Origin of the sequence: Xanthobacter oligotrophicus, from assembly GCF_008364685.1 — a bacterium.
GTDB classification, from domain to species: Bacteria; Pseudomonadota; Alphaproteobacteria; order Rhizobiales; family Xanthobacteraceae; genus Xanthobacter; species Xanthobacter oligotrophicus.
Genome location: NZ_VTTL01000001.1, coordinates 152,283 through 178,026 on the forward strand (window position 1 = coordinate 152,283; position 25,744 = coordinate 178,026).

Genomic DNA, 25,744 nt, shown 5'->3' on the forward strand with positions numbered 1-25,744 from the left:
AATGCGCTCAGCTCATGCGGCAGCGGCAGGCGGCGTTACCCGCGCACGCCGCTCCGACTCAGTAGGCCAGCGCCTTGAAGGCCGGCTCCACCGAGTGCTCCCATTCGCCGTTGTAGAGCGCCAGCAGCTTGTCGGCCGGGGAGCGGCCGGTGAGCACGATCTCTTCCAGCGGCTCCAGGAAGCGCGTCTCGTCGCGGCCCAGCCGGTCGTGGAAGCCGCGCCGCTTCAGCCCGGCTTCCGACAGCTTGAGCACGTCGCGGGCGATCTCGCGCAGCGGACGGCCGGCGATCTCGGCCTTCAGGCCGAGGCGGGGCACGTCGTCCCGCAGTTGCTGGCGCTGCTCGGCGGTCCAGTCCTTGGCGAGTTCCCAGGCGGCGTCGAGGCTCTGGCTGTCATAGAGCAGGCCCACCCAGAGGGCCGGCATCGCGCACAGCTTGGCCCAGGGGCCGGCATCGGCGCCGCGCATCTCCAGGAAGCGCTTCAGGCGTACCTCCGGGAAGATGGTGGAGAGGTGGTTGATCCAGTCGGAGAGGGTCGCGGTCTCGCCCGGCAGCAGCGGATGGCGGCCGGCGAGCAGGTCGCGGAACGAGGTGCCCGACACGTCCACGTAAGACTCACCGCGCTTCACGAAATACATGGGCACGTCGAGGGCGTAGTCCACATAGCGGTCGAAGCCGAAGCCGTCCTCGAAGGCGAAGGGCAGCATGCCGGAGCGGGCATTGTCGGTGTCGCGCCAGATCTCGGAGCGGAACGAGAGGAAGCCGTTGGGCTTGCCTTCCGTGAACGGCGAATTGGCGAACAGGGCGGTCGCCACCGGCTGGAGCGCGAGGCCGACGCGCATCTTCTTGACCATGTCGGCTTCGGACGAGAAGTCGAGATTCACCTGCACGGTGCAGGTGCGGAACATCATGTCGAGGCCCAGCTTGCCCACCTTGGGCATGTAGCCGGCCATGATCTTATAGCGGCCCTTGGGCATCACCGGGGTCTCGGTGCGGGTCCACTTGGGGCTCATGCCGATGCCGAGGAAGCCGATGCCCAGGGGCTCCGCCACCTCGCGCACCTGCGCCAGGTGGGCATTCAGCTCCGCGCAGGTCTCGTGGATGGTGGAGACCGGCGCGCCCGACAGCTCGAACTGGCCGCCCGGCTCCAGCGAGATGGCCCCGCCCCCGGTCACATCGGCGAGGCCGATGATGGTGGTGCCCTCCATGATGGGCTCCCAGCCGAGCAGGGAGCGCATGCCTTCCAGCAGCTTGCGGATGCCCTTGTCGCCGTCATAGGGCACCGGCTCGTGGCGGCCGAGGGTGAAGGGGATTTTCTCGTGCTCGGTGCCGATGCGAAAGGCCCGCTCCGGTTTGGACCCCTGTTCCATCCACTCCACCAGCTCATGCCGGCCGGCAATGGGGGTCGCGTCAAGGGTGTCCCGGGCCATACGAAATCTCTTCAACGAAAAGGGCGCGAGACCATACACGGCGGCCCGGCCAAGGCAACAGATGCTTCGGTTTCTCGATACCGTCCAGACGCACCCTTCAACCGGGACACACTGCCCGGCGCACAGGAATGCGCCCGAAGCGGCAAGTCCGGCGGCAAGTCCGGCGGCAGGTCCGGTGGGGCCGGACGGCCAAGCCCAAGCTCAGATCAGATGGTGACGGGATTGGCTTTTGCAACGGCGTCGAAGGCCTGGAGCGTGGCGATCAGCTCTTCCAGCTGGGAGAGCGGCACCATGTTCGGCCCGTCGGAGGGGGCCTTGTCCGGGTCGGGATGGGTCTCGATGAACACCGCCGCCACCCCCACGGCCACCGCCGCGCGGGCCAGCACCGGCACGAACTCGCGCTGGCCGCCGGAGGACGAGCCCTGCCCGCCCGGCTGCTGCACAGAGTGGGTGGCATCGAACACCACCGGCGCGCCCGTGGTCTTGGCCAGGATGGGCAGCGCCCGCATGTCGGAGACGAGGGTGTTGTAGCCGAAGGACACGCCCCGCTCGGTCACCAGCACCCGGCCATTGCCGGCGCCGGTGAGCTTGTTGACCACGTTGGCCATGTCCCAGGGGGCAAGGAACTGGCCCTTCTTCACGTTCACCGTCTTGCCGGTGCGGGCGGCGGCGATGAGCAGGTCGGTCTGGCGGCACAGGAAGGCGGGGATCTGGAGCACGTCCACCGCCTGCGCGGCGGCGGCGCACTGGTCGATCTCGTGCACGTCGGTGAGCACCGGCAGGCCGAGGCTCTCGCGGATCTCGGCGAACACGGGCAAGGCGGCTTCCAGCCCCAGGCCCCGCTGGGCCGAGAGCGAGGTGCGGTTGGCCTTGTCGAAGGAGGTCTTGAAGATGAGGCCGATGCCGCGGCGCTGAACGATCTCCTTCAGCGCGGAGGCCACCTCTAGCGCGTGGGCGCGGCTTTCCATCTGGCAGGGGCCGGCGATGAGCGCCAGCGGCAGGCCGTTGCCAATGCGCACGGGTCCCACATCTTGCCCCACCTCGACGATGGCGTGGGGCGTGGTGGCGGGCGGTGCGGCGTTCATGGGATCATCCTTGGAAGCGGCGCCGCCGGGCAGAACCCGGCCGCGCGCCAAACTAGCTCTAGAGCCATTTCAGCAAAAGCGTGAAACGGTTTTGCGTCCGAAATTGCGTTAAAACAACACGTTGGCGCGCATTCGCGAACGGGAGTTTGCGAATGCGCGCCACCATTATGGTGTGACCAGCTTCAGCCCCACGATCCCGGCGCCGATAAGGCCGATGGAGGCAAGGCGCAGCAGGTCGGTGGATTCGGAGAAGAAGAGGATGCCGACGAGTGCCGTGCCCACGGTGCCGATTCCCGCCCACACCGCATAGGCGGTGCCGATGGGGATGCCCCTGAGCGCGAGGGAGAGCAGGAACAGGCTGACCGCGATGGCCGACAGGGTGAAGACACTGGGCCACAGCCGGGTGAAGCCTTCCGACTGCTTCATTCCGATGGCCCAAGCGATTTCGGTGAGACCGGCGACGAACAGATAGATCCACGCCATGGGCGGGTACCTCGGGAGGCAGGGTCGTCCCCGCCGCTCGATACGCAAGGGCGCGCGGCCGTCCGCGTCCCGTCGGGGACGGATGTCCCCTGCCCTCATTTAGGGCATCCCGCGCGCCGGTGAAGCCCGAGGCAGTGCACAAATGCGCGGCAGTGGGGGCCCCGCCGGGAGGCTGGAGGCCGCGAAACTCAGGCCGTCATGGCCGGGCTTGTCCCGGAAGTCGGCTGTTGCCGACTTCCGCCCTTACGAACGGAACCCGCAAACATGCGGGTTCCGGCCATCCACGTGGCTCGGCCGGGAACACAGCTCCAAACGGAGCGCAGACGGCGCGGCGTGGATGCCCGGCACAAGGCCGGGCATGACGGTCTGTGGGGAACCGGGGCCCTCTCACCCCTCCGGCAGCTCGAACACCAGCGTGGCGCCCATGGCGGCCTTGGGCGGCACCACGACCACGCCGGCGATGGCCTCCTCCACCATGCGCCGGGCCGCCAGCGAGCGCCGCAGCTCCGGGGCGCCGGTGGTGTTGAAGCGCACCGCCGCCAGCCGCAGGCCCTCCCCGCCGGGCGCGGGGACGCCGTAGCGCTCGGTGAACAGGGGCCGGCTCATCACGTCCACGGCGCCGCGCGGGGTCTGGCCCACGAACCAGTCGTCGCTGGCCCGCAGCACCGGCCCGCCGGTGACCGTCTCCAGGAATGCCTTGTGCAGGGCTGGCGCATCCGCCACCAGCACCACGCCGGCGACCCCAGTGACCTGGTTGGAATGGCGCTGCAGGTCCGCCGACCAGAAATTCTCGGGCAGCTTCTGGGTGCAGGTGAACAGGCCCAGGTCCGGCGAGAGCGGGTCGCGGGCGAAGGCGAGGGTGAAGCCCACCTCCACCTCCTGCCCGTCCGGCCGGCGGGCGGTGCGGCCGAACTCGAAGGTGTCGAACCCGCCGAAGTTCTCGATATCGAAAGCGGCCTTGTCGGCTTCCGGGTCGGTGCCCTCGAGCGCCAGCATGGAGAGGCCCTGCCCGCAGGATTCAAGGAAGCGCTGGTTGAAGGCGCCGAACGAGAAGCGCGTGCCCTCGTCCGGGGGAATCTTTTCCGGCTCAACCACTTGCAGCAGCTCGACGAAGAAGCCGGGGGTCTGGACGATGCGGTTCTCGGTGCCCCAGGGATGCCGGTTCCGCGCGCCCACGGTGAAACCCAGAAGGTCGTAAACCTCTCCCGCCGCATCCAGATCGCGGACGAGATGCACCACATGGTCAAGACCGCGTCGCATGCCTGCTCCCCTCCCCGACTCGCCAGGCTGGGAGCTTAAAGCGGCAGCGGCCGGGAGGGAAACAACCGGCAGGCGAATACCTGCCGCTGGTCCCTGCCGACAGGTCACACCAGCCGGCTCTGTTCCATGGCCGCGCCGACGAACGAGGCAAACAGCGGGTGGGGCTGGAACGGCCGCGACTTCAGCTCCGGATGGAACTGCACCCCGATGAACCAGGGGTGGTCGCCATATTCCACGATCTCCGGCAGCAGGCCGTCCGGCGACATGCCGGAGAACCGGAGGCCATGCTCCTCAAGACGTTGGCGATACGCGGTATTCACCTCGTAGCGGTGGCGGTGGCGCTCGAAGATGTCGCGCCCGCCATAGACCGATTCCACCCGGCTGCCGGGCTCCAGATGGGCGGCATAGGCGCCGAGCCGCATGGTGCCGCCCAGGTCCCCGGCGGCATTGCGGCGCTCCAGCTCGTTGCCCTTCAGCCATTCGGTGAGCAGGCCCACCACCGGCTCATTGGTGGGGCCGAACTCGGTGGAATTGGCGTCATGGATGCCCGCAAGGTTGCGCGCCGCCTCGATCACCGCCATCTGCATGCCGAAGCAGATGCCGAGATAGGGCACCTTGCGCTCGCGGGCGAAACGGGCCGCCCGGATCTTGCCTTCCGCGCCCCGCTGGCCGAAGCCGCCCGGCACCAGGATGCCGTGCACATGCTCCAGGAACGGCGCGGGATCCTCGCGCTCGAAGGTCTCGCTCTCGATCCAGTCGAGATTGACCTTCACCTTGTGGGCGATGCCGCCATGGGCCAGCGCCTCGATCAGCGACTTATAGGCGTCCTTCAGGCCGGTATATTTGCCCACGATGGCGATGGTGACTTCGCCCTCGGGGTTGCGCACGCGCCCCTCGATGTCGGTCCAGCGCTTGAGGTTGGGCGCGGGGGCCGGCTCGATGTTGAAGGCGGCCAGCACTTCCTTGTCGAGCCCTTCCGCGTGGTAGGCGGAGGGCACGGCATAGATGTTGTCTACGTCCCGCGCCTCGATCACCGCCGTCTCGCGCACGTTGCAGAACAGCGAGAGCTTGCGCCTCTCCTCGCGCGGGATCTCGCGATCCGTGCGGCAGAGCAGGATGTCCGGCTGGATGCCGATGGAGCGCAGTTCCTTCACCGAATGCTGGGTCGGCTTGGTCTTCAGCTCCCCTGCGGAGGGGATGTAGGGCATCAAAGTCAGGTGGATGAAGATGGCGTGGCCCCGGGGCAGCTCGTTCTTCAGCTGGCGGGTGGCCTCGAAGAAGGGCAGGCCCTCGATGTCACCCACAGTGCCGCCCACCTCGATGAGGACGAAGTCGAAGCCCTCGTTGCCCTCGAGGACGAAGTCCTTGATCGCATTGGTGACGTGGGGGATCACCTGGATGGTGGCGCCGAGATAGTCGCCGCGGCGCTCCTTGGTCAGGATGTCCTGATAGATGCGGCCGGTGGTGATGTTGTCCTGCTTCGTCGCCGGGTGGCCGGTGAAGCGCTCGTAATGGCCGAGGTCGAGATCGGTCTCGGCCCCATCGTCGGTCACGAACACCTCGCCGTGCTGGTACGGGCTCATGGTGCCCGGATCGACGTTGAGGTAGGGGTCTAGCTTGCGCAGCCGGACGGTATAGCCGCGCGCCTGAAGGAGCGCGCCGAGAGCCGCGGCGGCGAGGCCCTTGCCCAGGGAAGACACGACGCCGCCGGTGATGAAGATATAGCGCGCCATGGGCTTCGACCTTACCTCGTGCAAACGCGATTCGGCGAGGGCGAAGCCGGGGTCGGCCTCGCCTCGCCTGTGGGGAAAGCGTGTCGCCGCGCGAACCGCGACGACGGGCTCACTCTGGGCTTACTTGGACTGCGGAACCTGCGGGCCCGAAGGCGCGGCCGGCGTCGCGGGGGCACCCTGATCGGCGCCGCCGCCCTGCGGGCGAATCTGGTCGAGGATGCTGCCGCCGCTCTGGGGAACCTGCGGGCCAGACTGGGTCGCGGGCTGCAGGATCGAGCGCGGAGCCCGGCCCCAGCCCGCCACGATGGTCAGCGCCAGCGAGGTGATGAAGAAGATCAGCGCCAGGACGGCGGTGGCGCGGGTGAGCAGGTTGGCGGAGCCGCGCGCGGTGAAGAAGCCGCCGGCACCACCGCCCCCACCACCGCCGCCAATGCCGAGTCCACCGCCTTCAGAGCGCTGGATCAGCACCACGCCGATGAGCGCGAGCACCACCATGAGGTGAATGACAATGAGAACCGTCTGCATGGAATCCATCATGTTCGCGCCACGACCATAGCCCGGCGCGTCAGTTGCCGGTCTGTTACACGATCGGGCGCGCCGAGGGAAGGGTGTGGCTGCGGATGTCCCTGCGCCAGGCGCGGGACGGCTGCGCTACTGGAGATGGTCGATGGATGGGAGAAGCCTGGTCTGGAGCTTGGGCGCGAAGGCCGGAAGGTGGGCCTTCATCCATTTGGCGGCCTCCGCGCGCTCGTCGCGGACAATCACCTGTTCCACTCGCGCAGACGCGTTTGGCGCGACGGCGACCAGGGTCCCCAGATAGACCACGTCGCCGGAGCGAAGCGGCACCGCCTTTTCCGCAGGCAGATCGCCGAAGCCATTGGGCGCCACCACCTCGAGGAACAGCGCACCATCGGAGCGAAGCCGGTAGCGGCGCCCGACTCGCGTGGAGAGGGGCAGGTAATTGCCCGGCGGCAGGGTGATGACACCCCATCCCACCTCGCTCTCGGTGCCCTTGTTCTGGATGAGGATGTTCTTCACCTGGTTGGTGGAGGCCTCCCGGATCGCGGAGCGGGATGTACCGCTGAGCCGTTCATCGTCCGGCGTCTCACGGATGATGCGAACCACCGCGAGCGCTGCGCCCTCCGGCTTCAGGCGGTCGGGATTGACCCCCTTCAAGTCCTCGGGCTGAACCTCGACCCACTCGGAAAGGCTTCTTTCCGCCCGGTTCCTCGCCTTCGCGGCCTCGAACTTCTCCGGCCAGCCGGGCGATTCGGCCTGGCTGGCGCATCCGCAGAGAAGGCCGGCGGCGAAGACAACTATAAAGAGCGCGGCGGCGCGTCGCCGCTCCGCCGAAAACCGGATCTGCATAATGTGCGAGCCCCTGATCCCAGAAGGCTAGCCCTATACCTGAGGTTGCAATGGGGCGAAGAATGTGACCCAGCGGCAGAAGGCGGATTCAGCATGGGCGTGCCCGCCCGGCCACAACCGCCAGGCGATCCTGCCTCCAAACGGCACCTCTGACGCAAACTGCCCGGAGAGGCCGTTGGCGCCATGGCGGTATCAGGCCGCAGATTGAAGATCCGGCCCGCTTGAACGAGGCTGTGCGCCGTCTTCCCCTTCGCGCCTCCTCCTGACCCGGGATTCCAGCCTTGCACCGTCTTCTTGTCGCTCTGGCCGCGCTCGCCGCGGCATCGCCGGCCTTCGCCCAGTCGCTGAAGACGGACGAGGTGTACAGCTCCATCGCGGCCCAGCCCATCACCGCGCCGAACCCCGTGCTCGGCGCCGATGGCCGGGTCCACCTCGCTTATGAGCTTTACGTCACCAATCCCAGCAAGCTGTTCGTCACCCTCGACAAGGTGGAGGCGGTGGACGGCGGCGGGCACGCGCTCTCAAGCCTGGAAGGCGAGGGCCTGCGCGCCATGCTGACGGACTATGCCGGTGCCGGCCGCACCCTGCCGCCCGGCGGCACCGCAGCGGTGTTCCTCGACGTTCCCTTCGCCCGTGAGGCGAAGCTCCCGGAGCGCGTCTTCGCGCGTGTCACGGCGACGCGCCAGGAGGCCGGCCCCGACGGTAAGCCCGCGCCCATGCCGGCGGATGCGCCCCTGCCCGCCACCTACAGCTTCACAGGCGCGGAAACCGCCATCGGCCGTCCGGCGGTGGTGATCGCGCCGCCGCTGCGCGGCAAGGGCTGGGTAGCGATCAACGGCTGCTGCGATGCCCTCACCTCCCATCGCGGGGCGATCATGGCGATCAACGGGCGGCTGCGGGTGCCGGAGCGCTTCGCCATCGACTTCGTGCAGCTCGACGCCAGCGACCGCCTCTTCACCGGCGATGTGCACAAGCTGGAAAGCTACGCTTTTTACGGCGTACCGGTGCATGCGGTGGCCGACGGCGTGGTGGTGAACCTTTATGACGCCACCGACGCCCAGGTGCCCGGCGGCGACGCCAAGGGCATCACCCCGGAGAATATCGGCGGCAACATGCTGGTGATCGACATGGGCGGTGGCAATTTCGCCTTCTACGCCCACATGCAGCGCGGCAGCCTGAAGGTGAAGCTGGGCGACAAGGTGCGGACGGGCGATGTGATCGGCCTGCTCGGCAACACCGGCAACACCAACGCCCCGCACCTGCATTTCCACGTGATGGACGGCCCCTCGCCGCTGGACTCCAACGGCCTGCCCTATGCCTTCACGCGCTTCGAGGGCCAGGGCGTGGCCAACCCCGCCGGCGCGGACTTCTTTGAAAAGCCGGTACCGGCCGACATCGACCGCACCCGCCTCGCCGGCCCCCGGCAGGACGCGCTGCCCCTCAACAACGAGGTGGTGGATTTCGGCGACGGGAAATAGGGTTGCCGGCGGGCCGTGCGCCCGCCGGCACGTTTGCTCAGTGGCCCAGCACCGCCAGCAGCAGCAGGGCCACGATATTGGTGATCTTGATCATGGGGTTCACGGCGGGGCCCGCCGTGTCCTTGTAGGGATCGCCCACGGTGTCGCCGGTGACAGACGCCTTGTGGGCCTCCGAGCCCTTCATGTGGCGCACGCCGTCCTTGTCCACGAAGCCATCCTCGAACGACTTCTTGGCATTGTCCCAGGCGCCGCCGCCCGAGGTCATGGAGATGGCGACGAACAGGCCGGTCACGATCACGCCCAGCAGCATGGCGCCCACCGCCGAGAAGGCGGCCGACTTGCCCTCCGCGCCGCCGCCCGCCACGAAATAGATGACGAAGTAGCAGACGATGGGCGACAGCACCGGCAGCAGGGAGGGGATGATCATCTCCTTGATGGCGGCCTTGGTCAGCAGGTCCACGGCGCGGGAATAGTCCGGCTTCTCGGTGCCGGCCATGATGCCCGGCTTCTCGCGGAACTGCCGGCGCACCTCCTCCACGATGGCGCCCGCCGCCCGGCCCACCGCCGTCATGCCCATGGCGGCGAACAGGAAGGGCAAGAGGCCGCCGAACAGCAGGCCCACCACCACATAGGGGTTTTCCAGCGAGAAGTTGGGGGCGACGCCGGCGAAGTAGGAGCCGGGCGCGGCCTGCGAGACGAAATACTTCAAATCCTGGCTGTAGGCCGCGAACAGCACCAGCGCGCCGAGGCCCGCGGAACCGATGGCGTAGCCCTTGGTGACCGCCTTGGTGGTGTTGCCCACCGCGTCCAGCGCGTCGGTGGACTGGCGCACCTCCTTGGGCAGGCCGGCCATCTCGGCGATGCCGCCGGCATTGTCCGTCACCGGGCCGAACGCATCGAGCGCCACGATCATGCCCGCCACGCCCAGCATGGTGGTGGCGGCGATGGCGATGCCGAACAGGCCGGCAAGGCCATAGGCGAACAGGATACCGGCGATGATCACCAGCGTCGGCAGCGCCGTGGATTCCAGCGACACCGCAAGGCCCTGGATGATGTTGGTGCCATGCCCGGTGACCGAAGCCTGGGCGATGGACACCACCGGGCGATAGCCGGTGCCGGTGTAATATTCGGTGATGACCACGATGGCGCCGGTCACCGCGAGGCCCACGAGGCCGCACAGGAACAGGCTGGTGCCGGTGAAATCCGCCCCCGAGATGGCGCCGAAACCGGGCAGCAGCCAGGTCACCGCCGCCAGCGCGATGATGGAGAAGCCCGCCGTCGCCATGAGGCCCTTGTAGAGCGCGCCCATGATGGACGAATTGGCCCCCAGCCGCACGAAGAAGGTGCCGGCGATGGAGGTGATGATGCACGCCCCGCCGATGGCCAGCGGATAGACCATCATGGTGGCGAGGCTCGCCGGCGCGGCGGCGAAGAAGATGGCGGCAAGCACCATGGTGGCCACCACAGTCACCGCATAGGTCTCGAACAGGTCGGCGGCCATGCCGGCGCAGTCGCCGACATTGTCACCCACGTTGTCGGCGATGGTGGCCGGGTTGCGCGGATCATCCTCCGGGATGCCGGCTTCCACCTTGCCCACGAGATCGCCGCCCACGTCGGCGCCCTTGGTGAAAATGCCGCCGCCGAGGCGGGCGAAGATGGAGATGAGCGAGGCGCCGAAGCCCAGCGCCACCAGCGCATCCACCACCGTACGGCTGTTGACGGCAAAGCCGAGGATCTGGGTGAGCACGAGGAAGTAGACCGTGACCCCGAGCAGGGCGAGGCCCGCCACCAGCAGCCCGGTGACCGCGCCGGCCTTGAAGGCGAGGTCGAGGCCACCGGCAAGCGACAGGGTCGCCGCCTGCGCGGTGCGCACATTGGCGCGGACCGACACGTTCATGCCGATGAAGCCGGCCAGCGCCGACAGGATGGCACCGACGGCGAAGCCCACCGCCACCAGCCAGCCGAGGAACAGTCCCACGAGAACGAAGATGACGACGCCCACCACGCCGATGGTGGTGTATTGGCGCTTCAGATAGGCCTGCGCCCCTTCCGCGATGGCGGCTGCGATTTCCTGCATCCGCGCGGTACCGGGATCCGCCGCCATGAGTTCGCGGATGGCCCATACGCCGTACGCCACGGCCAGCAGGCCGCAGGCGATGATCAACACCAGTGCCAGCATCAGTCCCACCCTTTTTCGTTTCCGCCCGTATCTTGTTATGGGGTGAGTGTGAGCGGTGCCGTGACCCACGGCAAGGGGCGTCCGGGCAAACTGTCGCAGCGCCCGCCGCCTTACCGGGTCGGGGGTGCGTCGCTGGAATCGCGGAATTCGAAGATCTTGCGCAGGAAGCCGGGCGCCACCGCGGAGATGGGATTGATGCGCAGCGTGGGCCCGCCGCTGAGGGGGCCGACGATCTCGAAGGTCACGCCCACGAGGCCCTCGTTGGGTCCGCCGCCAAGCAACAGGCCGATGACCGGCAGCTTGGAGAAGATGTTGTTGAGGGCGTAGGCCGGCACGAAGGTGCCACGCACGGAGATGCGGTCGGCGGCGAAGTCCAGCGTGCCGTCGAAGGTGGCGCCGACCGACGAACCCCAGATGGCGCCTTCCTTGAACACGATCTTGCCGGTGGTGCGGGAGAACTGGGCCTGCGCCTTCTGGAAGGCGGCGGTGCCGTCCTCGATCTTGCCGGACGAATCACGCGCCGCGCTGGAGAGCTGCTGGAGTCCAGGCTCGCCCTTGATGGCGAAGTCGCGCACGTGGATTACGCCTTCCTGGGGGGTGCTGTCGCTGCGCGGCGGGTCCACCACCAGCCAGGCCTCGCCGCCCTGCACCTTGGGATAGATGTCGAGGAAGCGCAGCATGGCGCCGGCGTCGGACGTGGTGAGTTGGAGCGCCTTCTGCCGGCCCTGCCAGTTGCGCATCTCGCCCGCCACCGTGCCGTCGCGGCCGGCCTTGGCGGTGAGCGTGAAGTCGCGCGTCTCCACGCCCCGGCGCGATACCGAGAGGTCGAACTGGCGCAGCACCTCGCCATTGTTGCCAGTGAGGGCGCCGACGCGCGCCTCCACGTCCACGTCCGGCATCTTCTGGGCGCGCCGCTGGCCGGCGGGGGCGGACACGAGGCTCTTCATGATGCCCCGGGCATCCATGACATCGCCGGTGATGCGGACCTTCAGCACATCCCCCGACCTCTCGGCCTTGGCCGAGGCCTTGTCGCCATCGGAAAGCTGGAAGGTGGGGAAGCTGGCACCGACCAGATCGCCGCTGTCGGACAGTTCCATGGACCCCTTCAGCAGCGTGCCCGAGCCGTCGATGACCATGTCGTCGAGGCGGACGCTGTTGCCCTTGTCGTTCAGGGCAAATTTCGCCTTCAGGGGCTTGCCTGCCGGCTTGCTGAGGCCGGGGATGAGATCGGCGATGCGGGCATTGACGAGATCGGCCTCGATGGTCGCCCGTGTATCCTTGTTGTTGGTGGTGCCGACGAGGCGCACCCCCACCGGCCCCGATACGCCGGGCAGGTCCACGCCCAGCTTGCCGCGGGCGGCATCGTCCAGGGTGGCGCTGACGCGGATGTCGGAATCGGCCACGTCCTTGCGCTTCTCGTACTCGAACGCCATCGGCGCGCCAGCGATCTTGCCGTCGCCGCGCAGCACCACGCCGGCCGGAGAGGCGAAGGCCTTCACCGTCGCCCCTTCGAGACGCAGGCCGCGAAACACCTTGTCCACGCCGAAATCGGTGAGGGTGGCTTCGAGCGAATAGTCGAAGTCCTCCGGCCGCGGCACCTTGCGGAAGGTGATGTTCACCTGCAGCAGGGCGGAGAACTTGCCCCGCGTGGTGGAGGGATCGAAGGCGGTTCCGGTGGGACCCTTCAGCGGCTCCATGCCCAGCACCTCGACGGCGCCGTCGGCCGGGCCGTCGAACTTCACCTTGATCTGGGAGGTGGGTTCGCGGGGGAAATAGTCCGGCATCAACATCACGCCGTCGCTCACCGCGATCTTGCGGTTCTGCGGCGTCACCGCGGTTCCCTCCGGCAGGGTGATGCGCACCGAGCGGCCGGTGACGAGGATGGCGAGGCTCGCGTTGGTGATGGGCGGCAGGCCCTTCACCGGCCGGAGCCAGACCCCCTTGCCGTTGATGGTGAAGCGCACACCGTCGTCCGGCAGGGGCACCTGCTTCTGGCCGATCAGGTCGAGGGGCAGCTTGACCGCCACGGTGATGCCGTCCGCCGTGCCGCCGGAGACGTTTTCGATGGCGAACTGCCGGGCCGGCGGGGCGATGTTCACCGGCCAGAAGCGCTTGATGGTGGCCACCGGCATGGGCGAGGCGGTGCCGTCGAACTTCACGTAGGGCACGTCCACGCCAAAATCGAACAGGGCGGTGAAGGTGAAGCTGCCCGCCGCCGAGCCGAGGAAGCCCGTATCAACGATGATCTGCCGGCTGGGTGGATCGAACCGGCCCGCCACCTCCACCTTGTCCACCACTAGGGCGGGCTCGGGCATCTCCTTGCCGGCGAGCACCACCTGTTTCGGACCCATCCGGAACGGCCAGGGCGCGCCCAGGGTCGCCGGCACCTTGATCTCGCCTGCCAGCGAAATGATGTTCTCGGTCTTCACCGCCTCGATGGGCGCGACCACGATCACACGGCGGGCCACGTCGAGGGTCAGGCCGATGCGGGCGCGATCGATGACGAAGCGCTCTTCCGGGTCCTCGCCGTTGCCAAGCGCGCCGGCGCCGAAGTCCAGGTTCGCCTCGCCGGCCTTCACCTCGCCGTCCACCGACAGGCGGGCGGTGAAGGACGCGTTCAGCGGCGTGTCCATGTAGAAGCGCCGCTGGTCCTGGATGAAGGCCTGGAGCAGGTCGCGGGTGGAGAGGTTGCGGATCGCAAGCTCGATGGCCCGCTCGCCATCCCGCGCCGGGCCGATGCGCGCCGTGGCGGTGGCGACGCCCTGCGGCGACTGGATGGTGAAGGTGAGCTGGGCGCCGCCCGCCTGCGGCCGGGCGAGCCGCACGCTGATGTGCTGGAACACGATGCGGCGGCCGGCGCTCTCGTTCTCCACGATGAGGGTGCCGTCCTTGAGCCCCACGTCGGCCAGGGCGCCGCCATCGAAGCCGGCCGATTCGAGTTCATTGATCCAGCGGGCCAGGGCGACGGGCTTCAGGGGATCGGTATCGAGGGCGCTGGCGACGGCAGCCGCGGCAGCCGGGTCGGGCGCTGCCGGCTGCGGTATCGCGGCGGGTGCACCACCCCCGGCAGGCGCAGATGCGACCGGGGCAGGCTGCGATGGCGTGCGGGCGGCCACCGAAATCGGGGCCGTGATCGCCTTGGCGCCCTTGCCGGTGGCGACCGCCAGATGGCCGGAGGCGGCGATGCGCACCGTCATCTCCGCGCCGACGAGGTCGATGCGCCGCGCCTTGGGCATGAGGGAGAGCAGCGAGCCTTCCAGTTCCACCTCGGCGCTGGGGGCGCTCGCCACCAGCTGGCCGTCGGGTCCGGTGACGCGGATGTCGTGCACCACCACGGCGGTGGCGCCGCCGCTCACGGTCTCCATGGTGGTGGAGCCGATGGCCACCTTGTGACCGCCGCCGATACGCTCCTCCAGCGCCCGCTCGATATAGGGGGTCGCGAGGTTGGCGGTGACGAAGCCGTTGGCGATGAGCACGTAGAGGGTGACCGCCGCCACGCCGCCTAGGGCGATGAGCAGCAGGCACACCATGGTAAACACGCGCGCAGCGCGGCTGCGCGGCGTCAGCGCCCCCATGATGCCCTGGAAGCGGGAGCGCCGCGGCTGACGCCGCACCGGCTCCGGCTTGCGCACCCTATCCTCCATGCCGTTTCGACCCTTCCACGCTTCTTTCAGCTTCCGACACACCCGCCATGGGACCTTGTGCGCAGGCTCTTCCCCCGCGCGCGGCGATTCGTCCATGACCGGCCGATTGACCCTAACCTGCCCGTGCCTCGTAAAGATGAGGTGGATCAATCCTTGCAGGTTACCATGTGCGCCGGGAAGGCGGCGATGTTGTGGGTCGCCAGAGCCACAAGAACGCGCCGCCCAGCCCCGTAATGGCGCCGAACACGTCGAAAGGAAGGCGGATGTCGCAGTTTCCGGAAGCCGGCGCGAAGTCGCCCCCGTTCTCGCTCGCCCGCGATGGGGGTGGCACGGTGGCGCTCAAGGACTTCAAGGGCCGCAAGCTGGTGCTCTATTTCTACCCCAAGGCCAACACCACCGGCTGCACCAAGGAAGCCATCGCCTTCAACGGCCTGAAAGCCGCCTTCGCCGCCGCCGACACCGACATTCTTGGCGTCTCGGCCGATGCGGTGAGCGCGCAAGACAAGTTCAAGGCCAAGTACGACCTCGCCTTTCCGCTGGGCTCCGACCCGGACAAGGCCATGCTGGAAGCCTATGGCGTCTGGGTGGAAAAGAGCATGTACGGCCGCAAGTACATGGGCATCGAGCGGGCGACCCTGCTCATCGGCCGCGACGGCAAGGTGGCCCGCACCTGGCCCAAGGTGAAAGTGGCCGGCCACGCCGAAGAGGTACTCAAAGCGGCGCAGGAACTGGGCTGAGGTGGTTCAACGCGCCGGTGCTGATCCCTGAACGGTCGCCATCGCCCTGCACACTGTCATCCCCCGGCTCGTCCGGGGGATGACAGTGTGGGATGGAAAGCTTCAGGCAAGTTCCCCCGCGCGCCTACCCCGCCCAATTCACGTTCTGCGGCAGCACGAACGGCCCCGGCGGCGCGATGCCGACACGCACGCGCACCCCGAACGCCGCCTCCAGGACCTCGTCGCGGATCACCTCCCCCGCCGGCCCCGCCGCCCGGATTCGGCCCTGCGCCAGCACCACGATCTCGTCCGCCACCATGACCGCGAGATTGAGGTCGTGGAGCACCGCAAGCACGCCGCCGCCCTTGTCCGCATGGGCGCGGGCCAGCCGCAGCACCGTGAGCTGGTGGGCGAGGTCAAGGCTCGCGGTGGGTTCGTCGAGGAAGAGATAGGAAGGTGCGTCCGCCCGCGTCAGCTCCAGCTGGGCGAGAATGCGCGCCAGTTGCACCCGCTGCCGCTCGCCGCCCGAAAGGCTGTCGTAGCGCCGCTGGGCGAAGCCCGGCAGGTCCACCTCACCGAGGAGGCGGGCGATGCGCGCGCCGTCGCGCCCGTCCGGCGCCATGAGGCCGGCAGCGATCACTTCTCCAGCGGTGAACGGAAACGCCACCTCCGCCGCCTGGGGCAGCACCGCCCGGCGCCGGGCCAGTTCCAGCGGCGACAGGCGCGTGATCGCCACCCCGTCCAGCGTCACGCGGCCGGATGACAGGCGGTGCTCGCCGGACATGGCCTTCAGCAGCGTGGATTTTCCCGCCCCGTTCGGCCCCACCAGAACCGTCACCCGCCCCGGCTGGACGGCAAGGCTGGCACCCTCCACCAGCAGGCGGCCCCCGGCCGCAACGCTCACATTCTCGGCCCGATACATCTTCACCCCCATCATCCGACGAAGGCGCGCCGGCGAAGCAGCAGCCACAGGAAGAAGGGCGCCCCCACCAGAGCGGTGACGACGCCCAGCGGCAGTTCGGCCGGCGCGGCGATCATCCGCGCCAGGATGTCGGCGCCGAGCAGCACCGCGATGCCGAGCAAAGCGGACGCCGGAAGCAGCACCCGGTGCGACGGCCCCACCACCAGCCGCGCCAGATGCGGCACCACCAGCCCGATGAAGCCCACCACCCCCGCCGCTGCCACCGAGGCCCCCACCCCGGCCGCCACGGCAATGACCGCGCCCCGCTTCAGCCGCTCCACCGAAACGCCGGCGTGGAATGCTTCCGCCTCCCCCAGCGCCAGCGCATCGAGCCCTCGGGCGAGGAAGACGGACGCCACCAGCAGGCCCAGCACGAAGGGCGCGGCGAGCGCCGCCTTCAGCCAGGTGGCGCCGCCGAGGCTGCCGAGGGTCCAGAACAGGAATTCGCGGGTCTGCTGCTCGGAGGCGAGGAACACCATCACCCCGGTCCCGGCACTGGCCAGCGCGCCCAGCGCGAGTCCCGCAAAAAGCAGGGTCGCCACCTGCGTGCGCCCATCCCGCGCCGCGAGGCGGGCGATGACGAGCGTGGTGCCGAGCCCGCCGGCAAAGGCCGCAAGGGGCAGGCCCAGCGCCTGCAGCGGCGCGGGCAGCAGCATCGCCAAAGGCGCGCCGAAGACCACGAAGGCCACCGCCGCCAGCGCCGCGCCGGGGGCGACGCCCACCAGGCCGGGATCGGCCAAAGGATTGCGGAACACGCCCTGCATCACCGCCCCGGCCACCGCCGTGCCCGCCCCCGTGAGCGCGCCCACCACGGCGCGGGGAAAGCGCACGTCGAGCACCACGATACGCTCGCGCAGGGCGGCGGATGGTGCGGTATTGCCCGTCACGAAATCCCACAGGATGGACAGCACGCGGCCCGGCGCGATGGTGAAGGGGCCGATGGCCAGCGCCCCGATCAAGGCCGCGCCCGCAAGCAGCGCGAACAGGATCAGCCCCGCCTTCACCGGACGGCCGGATGCGATTTCCGCCGGAGCGGCCATGGTGACGTGCTCCACGCTCATTGGTCCTTCTCCGTGCTCCAGGGTCGGGCCGGCAACTCCGGCAGAGCCGCGCCGGGATGGAGCGCGGCGGCGAGATCCCGCGCCGCGCGCGGGGTGCGCGGGCCGAAGCCGAGGAGATAGGAGCCGGGCATGGTCACAAGCCGGCGTTCGCGTGCAGCCGGCGTGCCGGCGAAGGCCGGCAGGGAGAACACGGTGTCGGCGTCCAGCACCTGGCCGCCGCCCTGCATCACTACCACGGCGTCGGGCTCGGCCGACATGGCTGCTTCATCAAGGGCCGGCTTGAAGCCCTTGATGGTGGCCATGGCATTGGTGACGCCGGCGAGGCGGAAGATGGCGTCCGCGCTCGTGTCCGAGCCGCCCACCACCGCTGCCCCGCCGGACGCCGAGAGCACGAACACCCCGCGGGGTCGGCCCGGCAGGGCCTTCACCATGTCCTCCAGCGCCGCGAAATCCGCCGCCACCTCGGCGGCGAGCACCCGGCCCTTCTCGTCCTCGCCCACCGCCTGCGCCACGGCCGCGATCTTGGCGAGCACGCCGGCCTTGTCGTGAGCCTCGGGAATGAGCACCACCGGCACCGAGGCATGCTCCAGCACATCGAGGGTGGAGCGCGGCCCCGCGCCCTCCGCCGCGAGAATCAGGCTCGGCCCGGTGGAGAGAACGCCTTCCGGCGACAGGGCGCGGGAATAGCCGACATCAGGCTTGCGCCGCGCCGCGGCGGGATAGCGGCTGGTCTGGTCCACCGCCACGACACGGTCGCCGAGGCCGAGGGCGAACAGGACCTCGGTGACCGCCCCACCGATGGAGACGATGCGGGACGTATCAGCCGCCACCCGCCCGCGGACCTCCGCAGCAGCGAGGTCCGGCATCGCGCCGAGGATGGCAACCGAGACACCAAGAAGAGCGACGAATCGATGGAGTCTAAATGGTCGATTCATTGAATTAGAAAATTTCCACTTCATGCCATCCACGCAGATTCTGCACCGCAAGATTCGACTGTTTTGACTTTTTCAAAATTCAATCTGATCTCTTCGCGTTGTTTATCTGACACAATGAGTGACGTTATTTCTATTGATTGGCAACAAACATGTAAAAATCTTGACGACCCTGTGACCGAACGGTAGCTCAGAAGGGACAGGCGGGGATGCCCGCAGCGCGCCACGTCCGCGATTGCGGACGGTAGCCAGCTCGATCACGCACCGATTCCGGAGAGACGATCATGGCGCTCAGGCCGCAGCGAGCGGGCGTTTGCATTTGGACCAGCGGGCTTCTTCGCTCGGGCGTCGCCGCCTGCGCGCTGCTCGCCGGTATGGAAGGCGCGGCACTCGCCCAGAGCGTGGCACCCGCGCCGGCACAGGCCGAGACAGAGGGCGAGATGTCCCTCGACACCATCACGGTGGCCGCCAGCCTCACGCCGGAACGCACCATCGACGCCCTCGCCGCCATCAGCGTGGTGCGCCAGGACGACCTTGAACAACTCATGCCATCGCGCACGCAGGACGTGTTCTTCGGCATGCCTGGCACCACGGTGATCCAGAACGGCAACTCGCCCCAGGCGTCCATCAACATCCGCGGCATGCAGGATTACGGGCGCGTGGCGGTGTTCGTGGACGGGGCGCGGCAGAACTTCACCCAGCTCGGCCACGGCACCGGCGCCGGCTCCTTCTTCCTGGAGCCGGGTCTTTTGGCCGACGTGGACGTGGTGCGCGGGCCGGTCTCCAACATCTACGGCTCGGGCGCCATCGGCGGTGTGGTCACCATGCGCACCAAGGATGCCGACGACATCATCAAGAAGGGCCAGACCTGGGGCGCGGATGCCCTGACCGAGTTCGGGTCCAACGGACCCATGGGCTTCGGCGCCCTGTTCGCGGCGGCGCGGGTGGGCCAGAACGTAGACCTGTTCCTCGGCGGCACCTATCGCGCCCAGAGCGACTACAAGGACGGCAACGGCGACGTGGTGCCCGGCACCGGCTACGACACCTGGACCGGCATCGCCAAGGCCACCTTCCGGCCGGCCGACTTCCACGAAGTGAAGTTCACCGGCCTCAACTACAATGCCGATTACACCACCTACAATGCAGCGCTGGTGAACGGCAGCATTCCCACAACCGCTACCCAGTACGGCTCCACCGTGCTTAACCAGACCGCCACCGCGAGCTGGAACTACACCAACCCCAACGACACTGTGTTCGACTGGCGCAGCACGCTCTACTGGAACCGCGTGAAGCAGGACCAGGTCAAGGTGGCCGGCACCGCCAGCTCGGTGACGGGTGCCGTCGGCAATCCGCGCTATTTTACCATCGACACCGTGGGCTTCGACGCCAACAACACGTCGCGCTTCGTCTGGAACGACATCCGCAACGCCATCACCATCGGCGGCGACTATTTCCATGACGACGTGAACAACGTGGACAATTACGGCTTCGGCGACGGCTACAATCCCTCCGGCGAGCGCGGCGTGGGCGGCGCCTTCGTGCAGTGGAAGGCCAATTATTCCAGCTGGCTGGAAGCGCAGGCGGCCGTGCGCTACGACACCTACAGCCTCAATGGCGACGGCGTCTCCACCGACGGCCAGCGCTTCTCGCCCAAGTTCACGCTGGGCATCACGCCCTGGAACTGGCTGACCTTCTACGGCACCTATGCGGAAGGCTACCGAGCCCCGGCGGTGACGGAGACGCTGGTGAACGGCGCGCACCCGCCGAACATTCCCCTCGTCTTCTGCCCGGACGGCAGCTACGGCGTGTTCTGCTTCGTGCCCAACCCCTATCTTCAGCCGGAGGTGGGCAAGAACAAGGAACTCGGCCTCAACATCCGGTTCGACGACATCTTCGTGAAGGGCGACAAGTTCCGCGCCAAGGCCAACATCTACCGCAACGACGTGGACGACTACATCGAACTCGTCGGCTACCAGATGACGCGCTACGGCACCTATGCCAACTACCAGTACCAGAACATCGCCCAGGCGCGACTTCAGGGCTTCGAGCTGGAGAGCAATTACGACGCCGGGGCATGGTTCGCCGGCTTCAACGTCACGGTGGCCGACGGCGAGAACAGCGAAACCGGCGGGCCGCTCTCCAACACCATGCCCAACAACGTGGCGGGAACGCTCGGCGCCCGCTTCCTCGACAGGAAGCTGACCGTTTCCGTGCGCTGGCAGTGGGTCGCCGCCGTGACCGCGGCCGACATGCCGGCCGACGCGCCCTACGAGCCGACCCCGAGCTTCAACCTCGTGAACGCCTATGTGGGCTACCAGCCCAGCGAGAACGTGCTTGCCTCGCTCTCCGTTGAGAACCTGCTCAACGAGCAGTACACTCAATACCAGCAGTTCCTGCCCAGCGCCGGCCTTACCGTGAAGGGCGGACTTCGCATCAGGTTCGGGGCAGACGCCATCGCCGCGGCGACACCGTCTCCCCTCTACAAGTAGCCACGCCGGTCCGGCGCAGCCAATTCACCATGCCATTTGTCACGTCGGAGTATGAGAAATGTTCATTGCCACCAACAGGTTCAAGGTGAAGCACGGCTCGGAGGTCGAGTTCGAGCGGGTCTGGCGCGAGCGCGACACCTACATTGCCGCCGTTCCCGGCTTCGTCGCCTTCGATCTGTGCCGCGGCGCGGAGAAGGAGGAATACACCCTCTACATCTCCCACACCGTGTGGGCGACCAAGGCGGATTTCGAGGCCTGGACCAAGTCCGAAGCCTTCCGCCTTGCCCATCGCGATGCAGGATCTTCGTCAAATCGCGTGAACTATATCGGCGGTCCGGAGTTTGAAGGGTACGAGTCCGTCCTTTCGCTGACCCCCGGTGAGAAGGCGGCTTGAGCATCCTTCGACGTTTCGACCCCTGAGTACCTCCACCCGGCCGGGTCCGCCCGCGCCGGGTTTCTTTTTGTCTCGGCCCGGGCGGGTCAGGCGCGCTCTGCGGGGCGTGGGTCGGGGGCTTTTCTTGGCGGGCGCGGTTCTCTACCGTCGCGCCATCACTTTCGAACACGGCCACCGGGCCATCGGGATTTTCAGGACCATGAGCGCATATTCCGAGCTTTCCGCCCATTTCACCCGCACCGCCGCCCTCGGCAATGGCATCGGCATCCTGCAATGGGACAGCGACACCATGATGCCCAAGGGCGCCGCCGAAACGCGCGCCGAGAGCCTGGCGCTGCTGCGGGTGCTCCATCACGGCATGGTGACCGACCCACGCATCGGTGACTGGCTCGCCGCCGCCTCCAGCGAGGACCTCGGCCCCTGGGAACAGGCGAACGTGCGCGAGATCGAGCGTCAGTATACCGTCCAGACCGCCCTGCCCGCCGACCTCGTGGAAGCGGCGAGCAGGGCTTCGTCCAAATGCGAGATGGCCTGGCGCAAGGCCCGCGCCGAAGCAGACTTCCCCGCGCTCCTGCCCTATTTGGAGGAGGTGCTGCGCCTGCAGCGCGAGATGGGCCAGGCCAAGGGCGAGAAGCTCGGCCTCTCCACCTATGACGCGCTGCTGAACGACTACGAGCCCGGCGGCCGCTCCGCGCGCATCGATGCCCTGTTCGACGATCTCGCCCAGTTCCTGCCCGCCTTTACCGAGCAGGTGCTGGAGGTGCAGTCCCGCCGCCCCGCGACGCCGCCTTTGTCCGGCCCGTTCGCGGTGGAGGCCCAGCGCGCCCTCGGCGTCGAGATGATGAGGACGGTGGGCTTCGATTTCGACCGCGGCCGCCTCGATGTCTCCACCCACCCCTTCTGCGGCGGGGCCGACAACGACGTGCGCATCACCACGCGCTACGACGAGGCCAATTTCTCCAAGGCCCTCATGGGGGTGCTGCACGAGACCGGGCACGCCCTCTACGAGCAGGGCCGCCCCCACGACTACATCTTCCAGCCGGTGGGGCAGGCCCGCTCCATGAGCGTGCACGAGAGCCAGTCTCTGCTGATGGAGATGCAGGCCTGCCGCAGCCGCGAATTCCTCACCTTCGCCGCCCCGCGCATGCGCGCCGCCTTCAATGGCGCCGGCCCCGCCTGGGAGGCCGAGACCCTGTGGCGATCCTATACGCGAGTGGAGCGCGGCTTCATCCGCGTGGATGCGGACGAGGTGACCTATCCCGCCCATGTCATCCTGCGCTACCGGCTGGAAAAGGCACTGATCGGCGACGAGATGAAGCTTTCCGACCTGCCCGGCGCCTGGGCCGAGGGCATGAAATCGCTGCTCGGCGTGGTGCCGCCGGACAACCGCCTCGGCTGCCTGCAGGACATCCACTGGCCGAGCGGCGGCTGGGGCTATTTCCCCACCTACACCCTCGGCGCCATGACGGCGGCGCAGCTGTTCGACGCCGCCTGCACCGCCGACGCCGCCATCCTGCCCGGCATCGCCAGCGGCGATTTCGCGCCGCTGCTGGCGTGGCTGCGCACCAACGTGCACAGCCAGGGCTCGCTGCTGGAAACGGACGCGCTGCTCACCCGCGCCACCGGTCGCCCGCTCGACGCCTCGGTGTTCAAGGACCATCTGGTGCGGCGCTATGGCGGCGAGATGGAGCAGCACCAGGCGGCGTGAGCCCCTCGTGTGCGATTCGTCGGAAGAATGCGGGTCCGCCCGCATTTTTCCGGAGCAATAGTTGACTAGGCAACCATACCGATATAGTTTCCTAGTCAATCAATGAGGTTCATTTGACCGATCCCGCCCCCATCGCACCTCAGCCCGCCTTGCCGGCGCTGGACTCCCATCTCGGCTACTGGCTGCGCTTCGTTTCCAATCAGGTCTCGCATGCCTTCAGCCTCAAGCTGGAGCGGCGCGGCGTGACGGTGGCGGAATGGGTGCTGCTGCGCGAGCTGTTCGAGCAGCGGGCCGCCGTCCCCAGCGCCCTCGCGGATCGCCTCGGCATGACGCGCGGCGCCATTTCCAAGCTGGCCGACCGGCTCGCGGCCAAGGGCCTCGCGACGCGAACGGCCGCCAAGGACGACCGCCGCTTCCAGAGCCTCGCCCTCACGCCGGAGGGGCACGGGCTGGTGCCGGAACTCGCGGCGCTGGCGGATGCCAATGATGCAGAATTCTTCGGCCACCTGTCCGCCGGAGAGCGGACACAGGTCGAGGCGGTCATGAAGGCCATCGTCCGCCGCCTCGGCTTGCGGACCGTGCCGGTGGATTGACCGCAGTCCCTGCCTGACCAATCGCAACACCCAAGGAGAAGCCCCATGGACACGAACGTGGTGGATGTCATGCGCGAAAGCGTGGCGGCCTCGGACGAAGAGCGCATCACTTTCGGCGAGGTGGTGGCCCGGCTCATGGCGGCGGGCGTCGAGCGCTATGACGCCGACCTTGTGCGCGCCGAGAAGACTTTCTATCTGCCCGATGATTCCAGCATCGTCCTTCCCAACGCGCCCGTAGTCGGCACAGCTCCGGCGGCGTTCTCGGCCGCCGGCGTCGAGGCCGCGGTGCGGGCCATCCAGGCCGGGCGGATCCGCTACAAGGAATTCTGCCGGCAGATCGTCGCCGCCGGATGCGTCGGTTATCAGGTCAGCCTCAGCGGACGGCGCGCCATCTATTACGGGCGCACCGGCGACGCCCATGTGGAATGGTTCCCCGGCGCCCGCTGAGACCCCCAATCCCTTTCACGGCAAAGCTTCTCGACTTTTGCATCCGCCTGTCGGTCATGGGCATACTCCCGCGTCCTAGGACAAGACGACAGGGAGCCTTGCCCATGATGTACGCCATCCTCTGCTACCATGAAGAAGACGTAGTCTGCGCCTGGAGCAAGGAGGAGGACGACGCCGTCATGGCGAAGCTCGCCGTGGTGCAGGACCGCCTGATCAAGGCAGGCAAGATGGGCGCCTCGCTGCGCCTGCTGCCCACCACCGCCGCCACCACCCTGCGCAAGAGCGAGGAGCCGCCCCTCGTCATCGACGGGCCGTTCGCCGAGACCAAGGAGCAGTTGCTCGGCTTCTATCTGGTGGACGCCGCCGACCTCGACGACGCCCTCGCCATCGCCCGCGACCTCGCCGCCGCCAATCCCGGCGGCGCCTATGAAATCCGGCCGGTTGGCATGTTCTTCCCCGACCAGCGGGTAGCCCCGTGACCACGCCGGCACTGGTTGATCCGGCCTGGATCAACGCCGCGCTCACCGCTGCGCGGCCCCAGGCGGTGGCGGCCCTGCTGCGCTATTTCCGCGACCTCGACACCGCGGAGGAAGCCTTTCAGGAAGCCTGCCTGCGCGCGCTGAAAACCTGGCCGGTGAACGGCCCGCCGCGCGATCCCGCCGCGTGGCTAATCCTGGTGGGCCGCAATGCCGCTCTGGATGGGGTCCGCAAGCGCGCGCGGCATGATCCCCTGCCCCCGGATGAGCAATTGTCCGATCTCGACGATGCCGAAGCCGGCCTCGCCGAACGGCTGGACAATTCCCACTATCGCGACGACGTGCTGCGCCTGCTCTTCATCTGCTGCCATCCCGAATTGCCGGTCACCCAGCAGATCGCGCTCGCCCTGCGCATCGTCTCGGGCCTGTCGGTAAAGCAGATCGCCCGCGCCTTTCTCGTCAGCGAGGCGGCCATGGAGCAGCGCATCACCCGCGCCAAGGGCCGCATCGCCAAGGCCGACGTGCCGTTCGAGGCGCCGGGCCCGGTGGAGCGGGCCGAGCGGCTCGGCACCGTGGCGGCCATGGTTTATCTCGTGTTCAACGAAGGCTATTCGGCCGGTCCCGATCCGGACCGCTCCCCGCTGTCCGACGACGCCATCCGCCTCGCCCGGCTGCTGCTGCGCCTGTTCCCCACCGAGCCGGAAATCATGGGTCTCAATGCCCTCCTCCTGCTCCAGCACGCCCGCTCCGCCGCCCGCTTCGACGCCGACGGCCGCGTGATCCTGCTGGACGCGCAGGACCGTTCCAGATGGGACCGCGCCCGCATCACCGAAGGCCTGGCCCTGATCGACAAGGCGGTGCGCCATCGCCGGCCCGGCGCCTATCAGGTGCAGGCGGCCATCGCCGCCCTCCACGCCCGCGCGCCCCGGCCGGAGGAGACGGACTGGGCGCAGATCGACGCGCTCTATGCGACGCTGGAATATCTCCAGCCCTCGCCCGTGGTCACGCTCAACCGCGCCGTGGCGGTGAGCAAGGTGAGGGGTGCCGCGGCGGCCCTCGCCATGATCGAGCCGCTGGCACCTCAGCTTTCAGGCTATTTCCACTATTTCGGCGCGCGCGGCGCCTTCCTGCTGGAACTGGGCCGGCGGGCGGAGGCGCGGGAAGCCTTCGACCGCGCCATCGCCCTCGCCAACACGCCGGCCGAGGCCGACCACATCCGCACCCATCTCGACCGGCTGATGGCCGAGGCGGGGGCCTGAAAAAGTTCGTGGCCGGCTGTCGGGACGCCGGCGCATGGGACGTTCTTGA

Annotated in this window: 21 protein-coding genes; 9 read left to right on the top strand and 12 right to left on the bottom strand. The window is 68.2% G+C overall.

Features of this window, described 5'->3' with window-relative positions; translation table 11 throughout:
* Positions 1-58 precede the first annotated feature (58 nt).
* From FZ033_RS00685 to FZ033_RS00715, 7 genes are all read right to left on the bottom strand, one after another.
* Complete coding sequence (locus tag FZ033_RS00685; protein ID WP_149574274.1) at positions 59-1,429, bottom strand: glutamate--cysteine ligase; 1,371 nt, start codon at positions 1,427-1,429, stop codon at positions 59-61.
* 206 nt (positions 1,430-1,635) lie between these two features.
* On the bottom strand, positions 1,636-2,514 hold the full coding sequence (kdsA, locus tag FZ033_RS00690) for a 3-deoxy-8-phosphooctulonate synthase (protein WP_232847277.1): 879 nt from the start codon (positions 2,512-2,514) through the stop codon (positions 1,636-1,638).
* Between the two features lie 165 nt (positions 2,515-2,679).
* On the bottom strand, positions 2,680-2,997 hold the full coding sequence (gene sugE, locus FZ033_RS00695; RefSeq protein ID WP_149574275.1) for a quaternary ammonium compound efflux SMR transporter SugE: 318 nt from the start codon (positions 2,995-2,997) through the stop codon (positions 2,680-2,682).
* 387 nt (positions 2,998-3,384) lie between these two features.
* On the bottom strand, positions 3,385-4,257 hold the full coding sequence (locus FZ033_RS00700; protein WP_149574276.1) for a VOC family protein: 873 nt from the start codon (positions 4,255-4,257) through the stop codon (positions 3,385-3,387).
* 104 nt (positions 4,258-4,361) lie between these two features.
* Entirely contained in the window at positions 4,362-5,990 is a 1,629-nt protein-coding gene (locus tag FZ033_RS00705; RefSeq protein WP_149574277.1) for a CTP synthase, read from the bottom strand.
* Positions 5,991-6,110: 120 nt separating this feature from the next.
* Positions 6,111-6,515, bottom strand: a complete 405-nt coding sequence (gene secG, locus FZ033_RS00710; protein WP_149574278.1) for a preprotein translocase subunit SecG — start codon at positions 6,513-6,515, stop codon at positions 6,111-6,113.
* A 126-nt stretch (positions 6,516-6,641) separates the two neighbouring features.
* Complete coding sequence (locus tag FZ033_RS00715; protein ID WP_149574279.1) at positions 6,642-7,358, bottom strand: hypothetical protein; 717 nt, start codon at positions 7,356-7,358, stop codon at positions 6,642-6,644.
* 281 nt (positions 7,359-7,639) lie between these two features.
* Between FZ033_RS00715 and FZ033_RS00720 the strand changes: the two genes are divergently transcribed.
* Positions 7,640-8,836 (top strand): M23 family metallopeptidase, encoded by a 1,197-nt coding sequence (locus FZ033_RS00720; RefSeq protein WP_149574280.1) that lies wholly within the window; start codon positions 7,640-7,642, stop codon positions 8,834-8,836.
* 37 nt (positions 8,837-8,873) lie between these two features.
* On the opposite strand, the gene FZ033_RS00725 is transcribed toward FZ033_RS00720, so the two are convergent.
* On the bottom strand, positions 8,874-11,015 hold the full coding sequence (locus FZ033_RS00725) for a sodium-translocating pyrophosphatase (RefSeq protein ID WP_149574281.1): 2,142 nt from the start codon (positions 11,013-11,015) through the stop codon (positions 8,874-8,876).
* A 110-nt stretch (positions 11,016-11,125) separates the two neighbouring features.
* A complete protein-coding gene (locus FZ033_RS00730) occupies positions 11,126-14,659 on the bottom strand; it encodes a YhdP family protein (RefSeq protein WP_188079224.1) in 3,534 nt (1,177 codons plus the stop codon).
* Positions 14,660-14,922: 263 nt separating this feature from the next.
* Here FZ033_RS00730 and FZ033_RS00735 point away from each other — a divergent pair, with 263 nt between their 5' ends.
* Complete coding sequence (locus tag FZ033_RS00735; RefSeq protein ID WP_149574283.1) at positions 14,923-15,396, top strand: peroxiredoxin; 474 nt, start codon at positions 14,923-14,925, stop codon at positions 15,394-15,396.
* A gap of 124 nt (positions 15,397-15,520) precedes the next feature.
* On the opposite strand, the gene FZ033_RS00740 is transcribed toward FZ033_RS00735, so the two are convergent.
* The 3 genes from FZ033_RS00740 to FZ033_RS00750 are packed head-to-tail and all read right to left on the bottom strand — an operon-like array spanning position 15,521 to position 18,227.
* Entirely contained in the window at positions 15,521-16,297 is a 777-nt protein-coding gene (locus tag FZ033_RS00740) for a heme ABC transporter ATP-binding protein (RefSeq protein ID WP_149574639.1), read from the bottom strand.
* Positions 16,298-16,308: 11 nt separating this feature from the next.
* Entirely contained in the window at positions 16,309-17,397 is a 1,089-nt protein-coding gene (locus FZ033_RS00745; protein ID WP_188079225.1) for a FecCD family ABC transporter permease, read from the bottom strand.
* Positions 17,394-18,227, bottom strand: coding sequence for a heme/hemin ABC transporter substrate-binding protein (locus tag FZ033_RS00750; RefSeq protein WP_188079226.1), 834 nt, complete (start codon positions 18,225-18,227; stop codon positions 17,394-17,396). The genes FZ033_RS00745 and FZ033_RS00750 overlap by 4 nt, the downstream gene beginning before the upstream one ends.
* A 386-nt stretch (positions 18,228-18,613) precedes the next feature.
* Between FZ033_RS00750 and FZ033_RS00755 the strand changes: the two genes are divergently transcribed.
* From FZ033_RS00755 to FZ033_RS00785, 7 genes are all read left to right on the top strand, one after another.
* Positions 18,614-20,818: a TonB-dependent hemoglobin/transferrin/lactoferrin family receptor gene (locus FZ033_RS00755; protein WP_149574285.1), complete on the top strand. Its 2,205-nt coding sequence runs from the start codon at positions 18,614-18,616 to the stop codon at positions 20,816-20,818.
* A gap of 58 nt (positions 20,819-20,876) precedes the next feature.
* Entirely contained in the window at positions 20,877-21,212 is a 336-nt protein-coding gene (locus tag FZ033_RS00760; protein WP_149574286.1) for an antibiotic biosynthesis monooxygenase family protein, read from the top strand.
* Positions 21,213-21,411: 199 nt separating this feature from the next.
* The gene (locus FZ033_RS00765) at positions 21,412-22,920 is read left to right on the top strand and encodes a carboxypeptidase M32 (RefSeq protein WP_149574287.1); all 1,509 of its coding nucleotides are present in this window, start codon (positions 21,412-21,414) and stop codon (positions 22,918-22,920) included.
* Between the two features lie 113 nt (positions 22,921-23,033).
* Positions 23,034-23,513 (top strand): MarR family winged helix-turn-helix transcriptional regulator, encoded by a 480-nt coding sequence (locus FZ033_RS00770; RefSeq protein WP_149574288.1) that lies wholly within the window; start codon positions 23,034-23,036, stop codon positions 23,511-23,513.
* A 45-nt stretch (positions 23,514-23,558) separates the two neighbouring features.
* Positions 23,559-23,960 carry a DUF1398 domain-containing protein gene (locus FZ033_RS00775; protein ID WP_149574289.1) on the top strand — a complete coding sequence of 134 codons (402 nt, stop codon included), beginning with the start codon at positions 23,559-23,561 and terminating at the stop codon, positions 23,958-23,960.
* A 104-nt stretch (positions 23,961-24,064) separates the two neighbouring features.
* Positions 24,065-24,439: a YciI family protein gene (locus FZ033_RS00780; protein WP_149574290.1), complete on the top strand. Its 375-nt coding sequence runs from the start codon at positions 24,065-24,067 to the stop codon at positions 24,437-24,439.
* Positions 24,436-25,695 (top strand): RNA polymerase sigma factor, encoded by a 1,260-nt coding sequence (locus tag FZ033_RS00785; protein WP_232847278.1) that lies wholly within the window; start codon positions 24,436-24,438, stop codon positions 25,693-25,695. Before FZ033_RS00780 ends, FZ033_RS00785 begins: the two co-directional genes overlap by 4 nt.
* Positions 25,696-25,744: the final 49 nt, after the last annotated feature.

Bases quoted from the DNA above. Each gene is read 5' to 3' on its own strand.
- FZ033_RS00685 (WP_149574274.1), bottom strand. From the start codon at position 1,429: ATGGCCCGGGACACCCTTGACGCGACCCCCATTGCCGGCCGGCATGAG.
- kdsA (WP_232847277.1), bottom strand. From the start codon at position 2,514: ATGAACGCCGCACCGCCCGCCACCACGCCCCACGCCATCGTCGAGGTG.
- sugE (WP_149574275.1), bottom strand. From the start codon at position 2,997: ATGGCGTGGATCTATCTGTTCGTCGCCGGTCTCACCGAAATCGCTTGG.
- FZ033_RS00700 (WP_149574276.1), bottom strand. From the start codon at position 4,257: ATGCGACGCGGTCTTGACCATGTGGTGCATCTCGTCCGCGATCTGGAT.
- FZ033_RS00705 (WP_149574277.1), bottom strand. From the start codon at position 5,990: ATGGCGCGCTATATCTTCATCACCGGCGGCGTCGTGTCTTCCCTGGGC.
- secG (WP_149574278.1), bottom strand. From the start codon at position 6,515: ATGCAGACGGTTCTCATTGTCATTCACCTCATGGTGGTGCTCGCGCTC.
- FZ033_RS00715 (WP_149574279.1), bottom strand. From the start codon at position 7,358: ATGCAGATCCGGTTTTCGGCGGAGCGGCGACGCGCCGCCGCGCTCTTT.
- FZ033_RS00725 (WP_149574281.1), bottom strand. From the start codon at position 11,015: ATGCTGGCACTGGTGTTGATCATCGCCTGCGGCCTGCTGGCCGTGGCG.
- FZ033_RS00730 (WP_188079224.1), bottom strand. From the start codon at position 14,659: ATGGAGGATAGGGTGCGCAAGCCGGAGCCGGTGCGGCGTCAGCCGCGG.
- FZ033_RS00735 (WP_149574283.1), top strand. From the start codon at position 14,923: ATGTCGCAGTTTCCGGAAGCCGGCGCGAAGTCGCCCCCGTTCTCGCTC.
- FZ033_RS00740 (WP_149574639.1), bottom strand. From the start codon at position 16,297: ATGTATCGGGCCGAGAATGTGAGCGTTGCGGCCGGGGGCCGCCTGCTG.
- FZ033_RS00745 (WP_188079225.1), bottom strand. From the start codon at position 17,397: ATGAGCGTGGAGCACGTCACCATGGCCGCTCCGGCGGAAATCGCATCC.
- FZ033_RS00755 (WP_149574285.1), top strand. From the start codon at position 18,614: ATGGCGCTCAGGCCGCAGCGAGCGGGCGTTTGCATTTGGACCAGCGGG.
- FZ033_RS00760 (WP_149574286.1), top strand. From the start codon at position 20,877: ATGTTCATTGCCACCAACAGGTTCAAGGTGAAGCACGGCTCGGAGGTC.
- FZ033_RS00765 (WP_149574287.1), top strand. From the start codon at position 21,412: ATGAGCGCATATTCCGAGCTTTCCGCCCATTTCACCCGCACCGCCGCC.
- FZ033_RS00775 (WP_149574289.1), top strand. From the start codon at position 23,559: ATGGACACGAACGTGGTGGATGTCATGCGCGAAAGCGTGGCGGCCTCG.
- FZ033_RS00780 (WP_149574290.1), top strand. From the start codon at position 24,065: ATGATGTACGCCATCCTCTGCTACCATGAAGAAGACGTAGTCTGCGCC.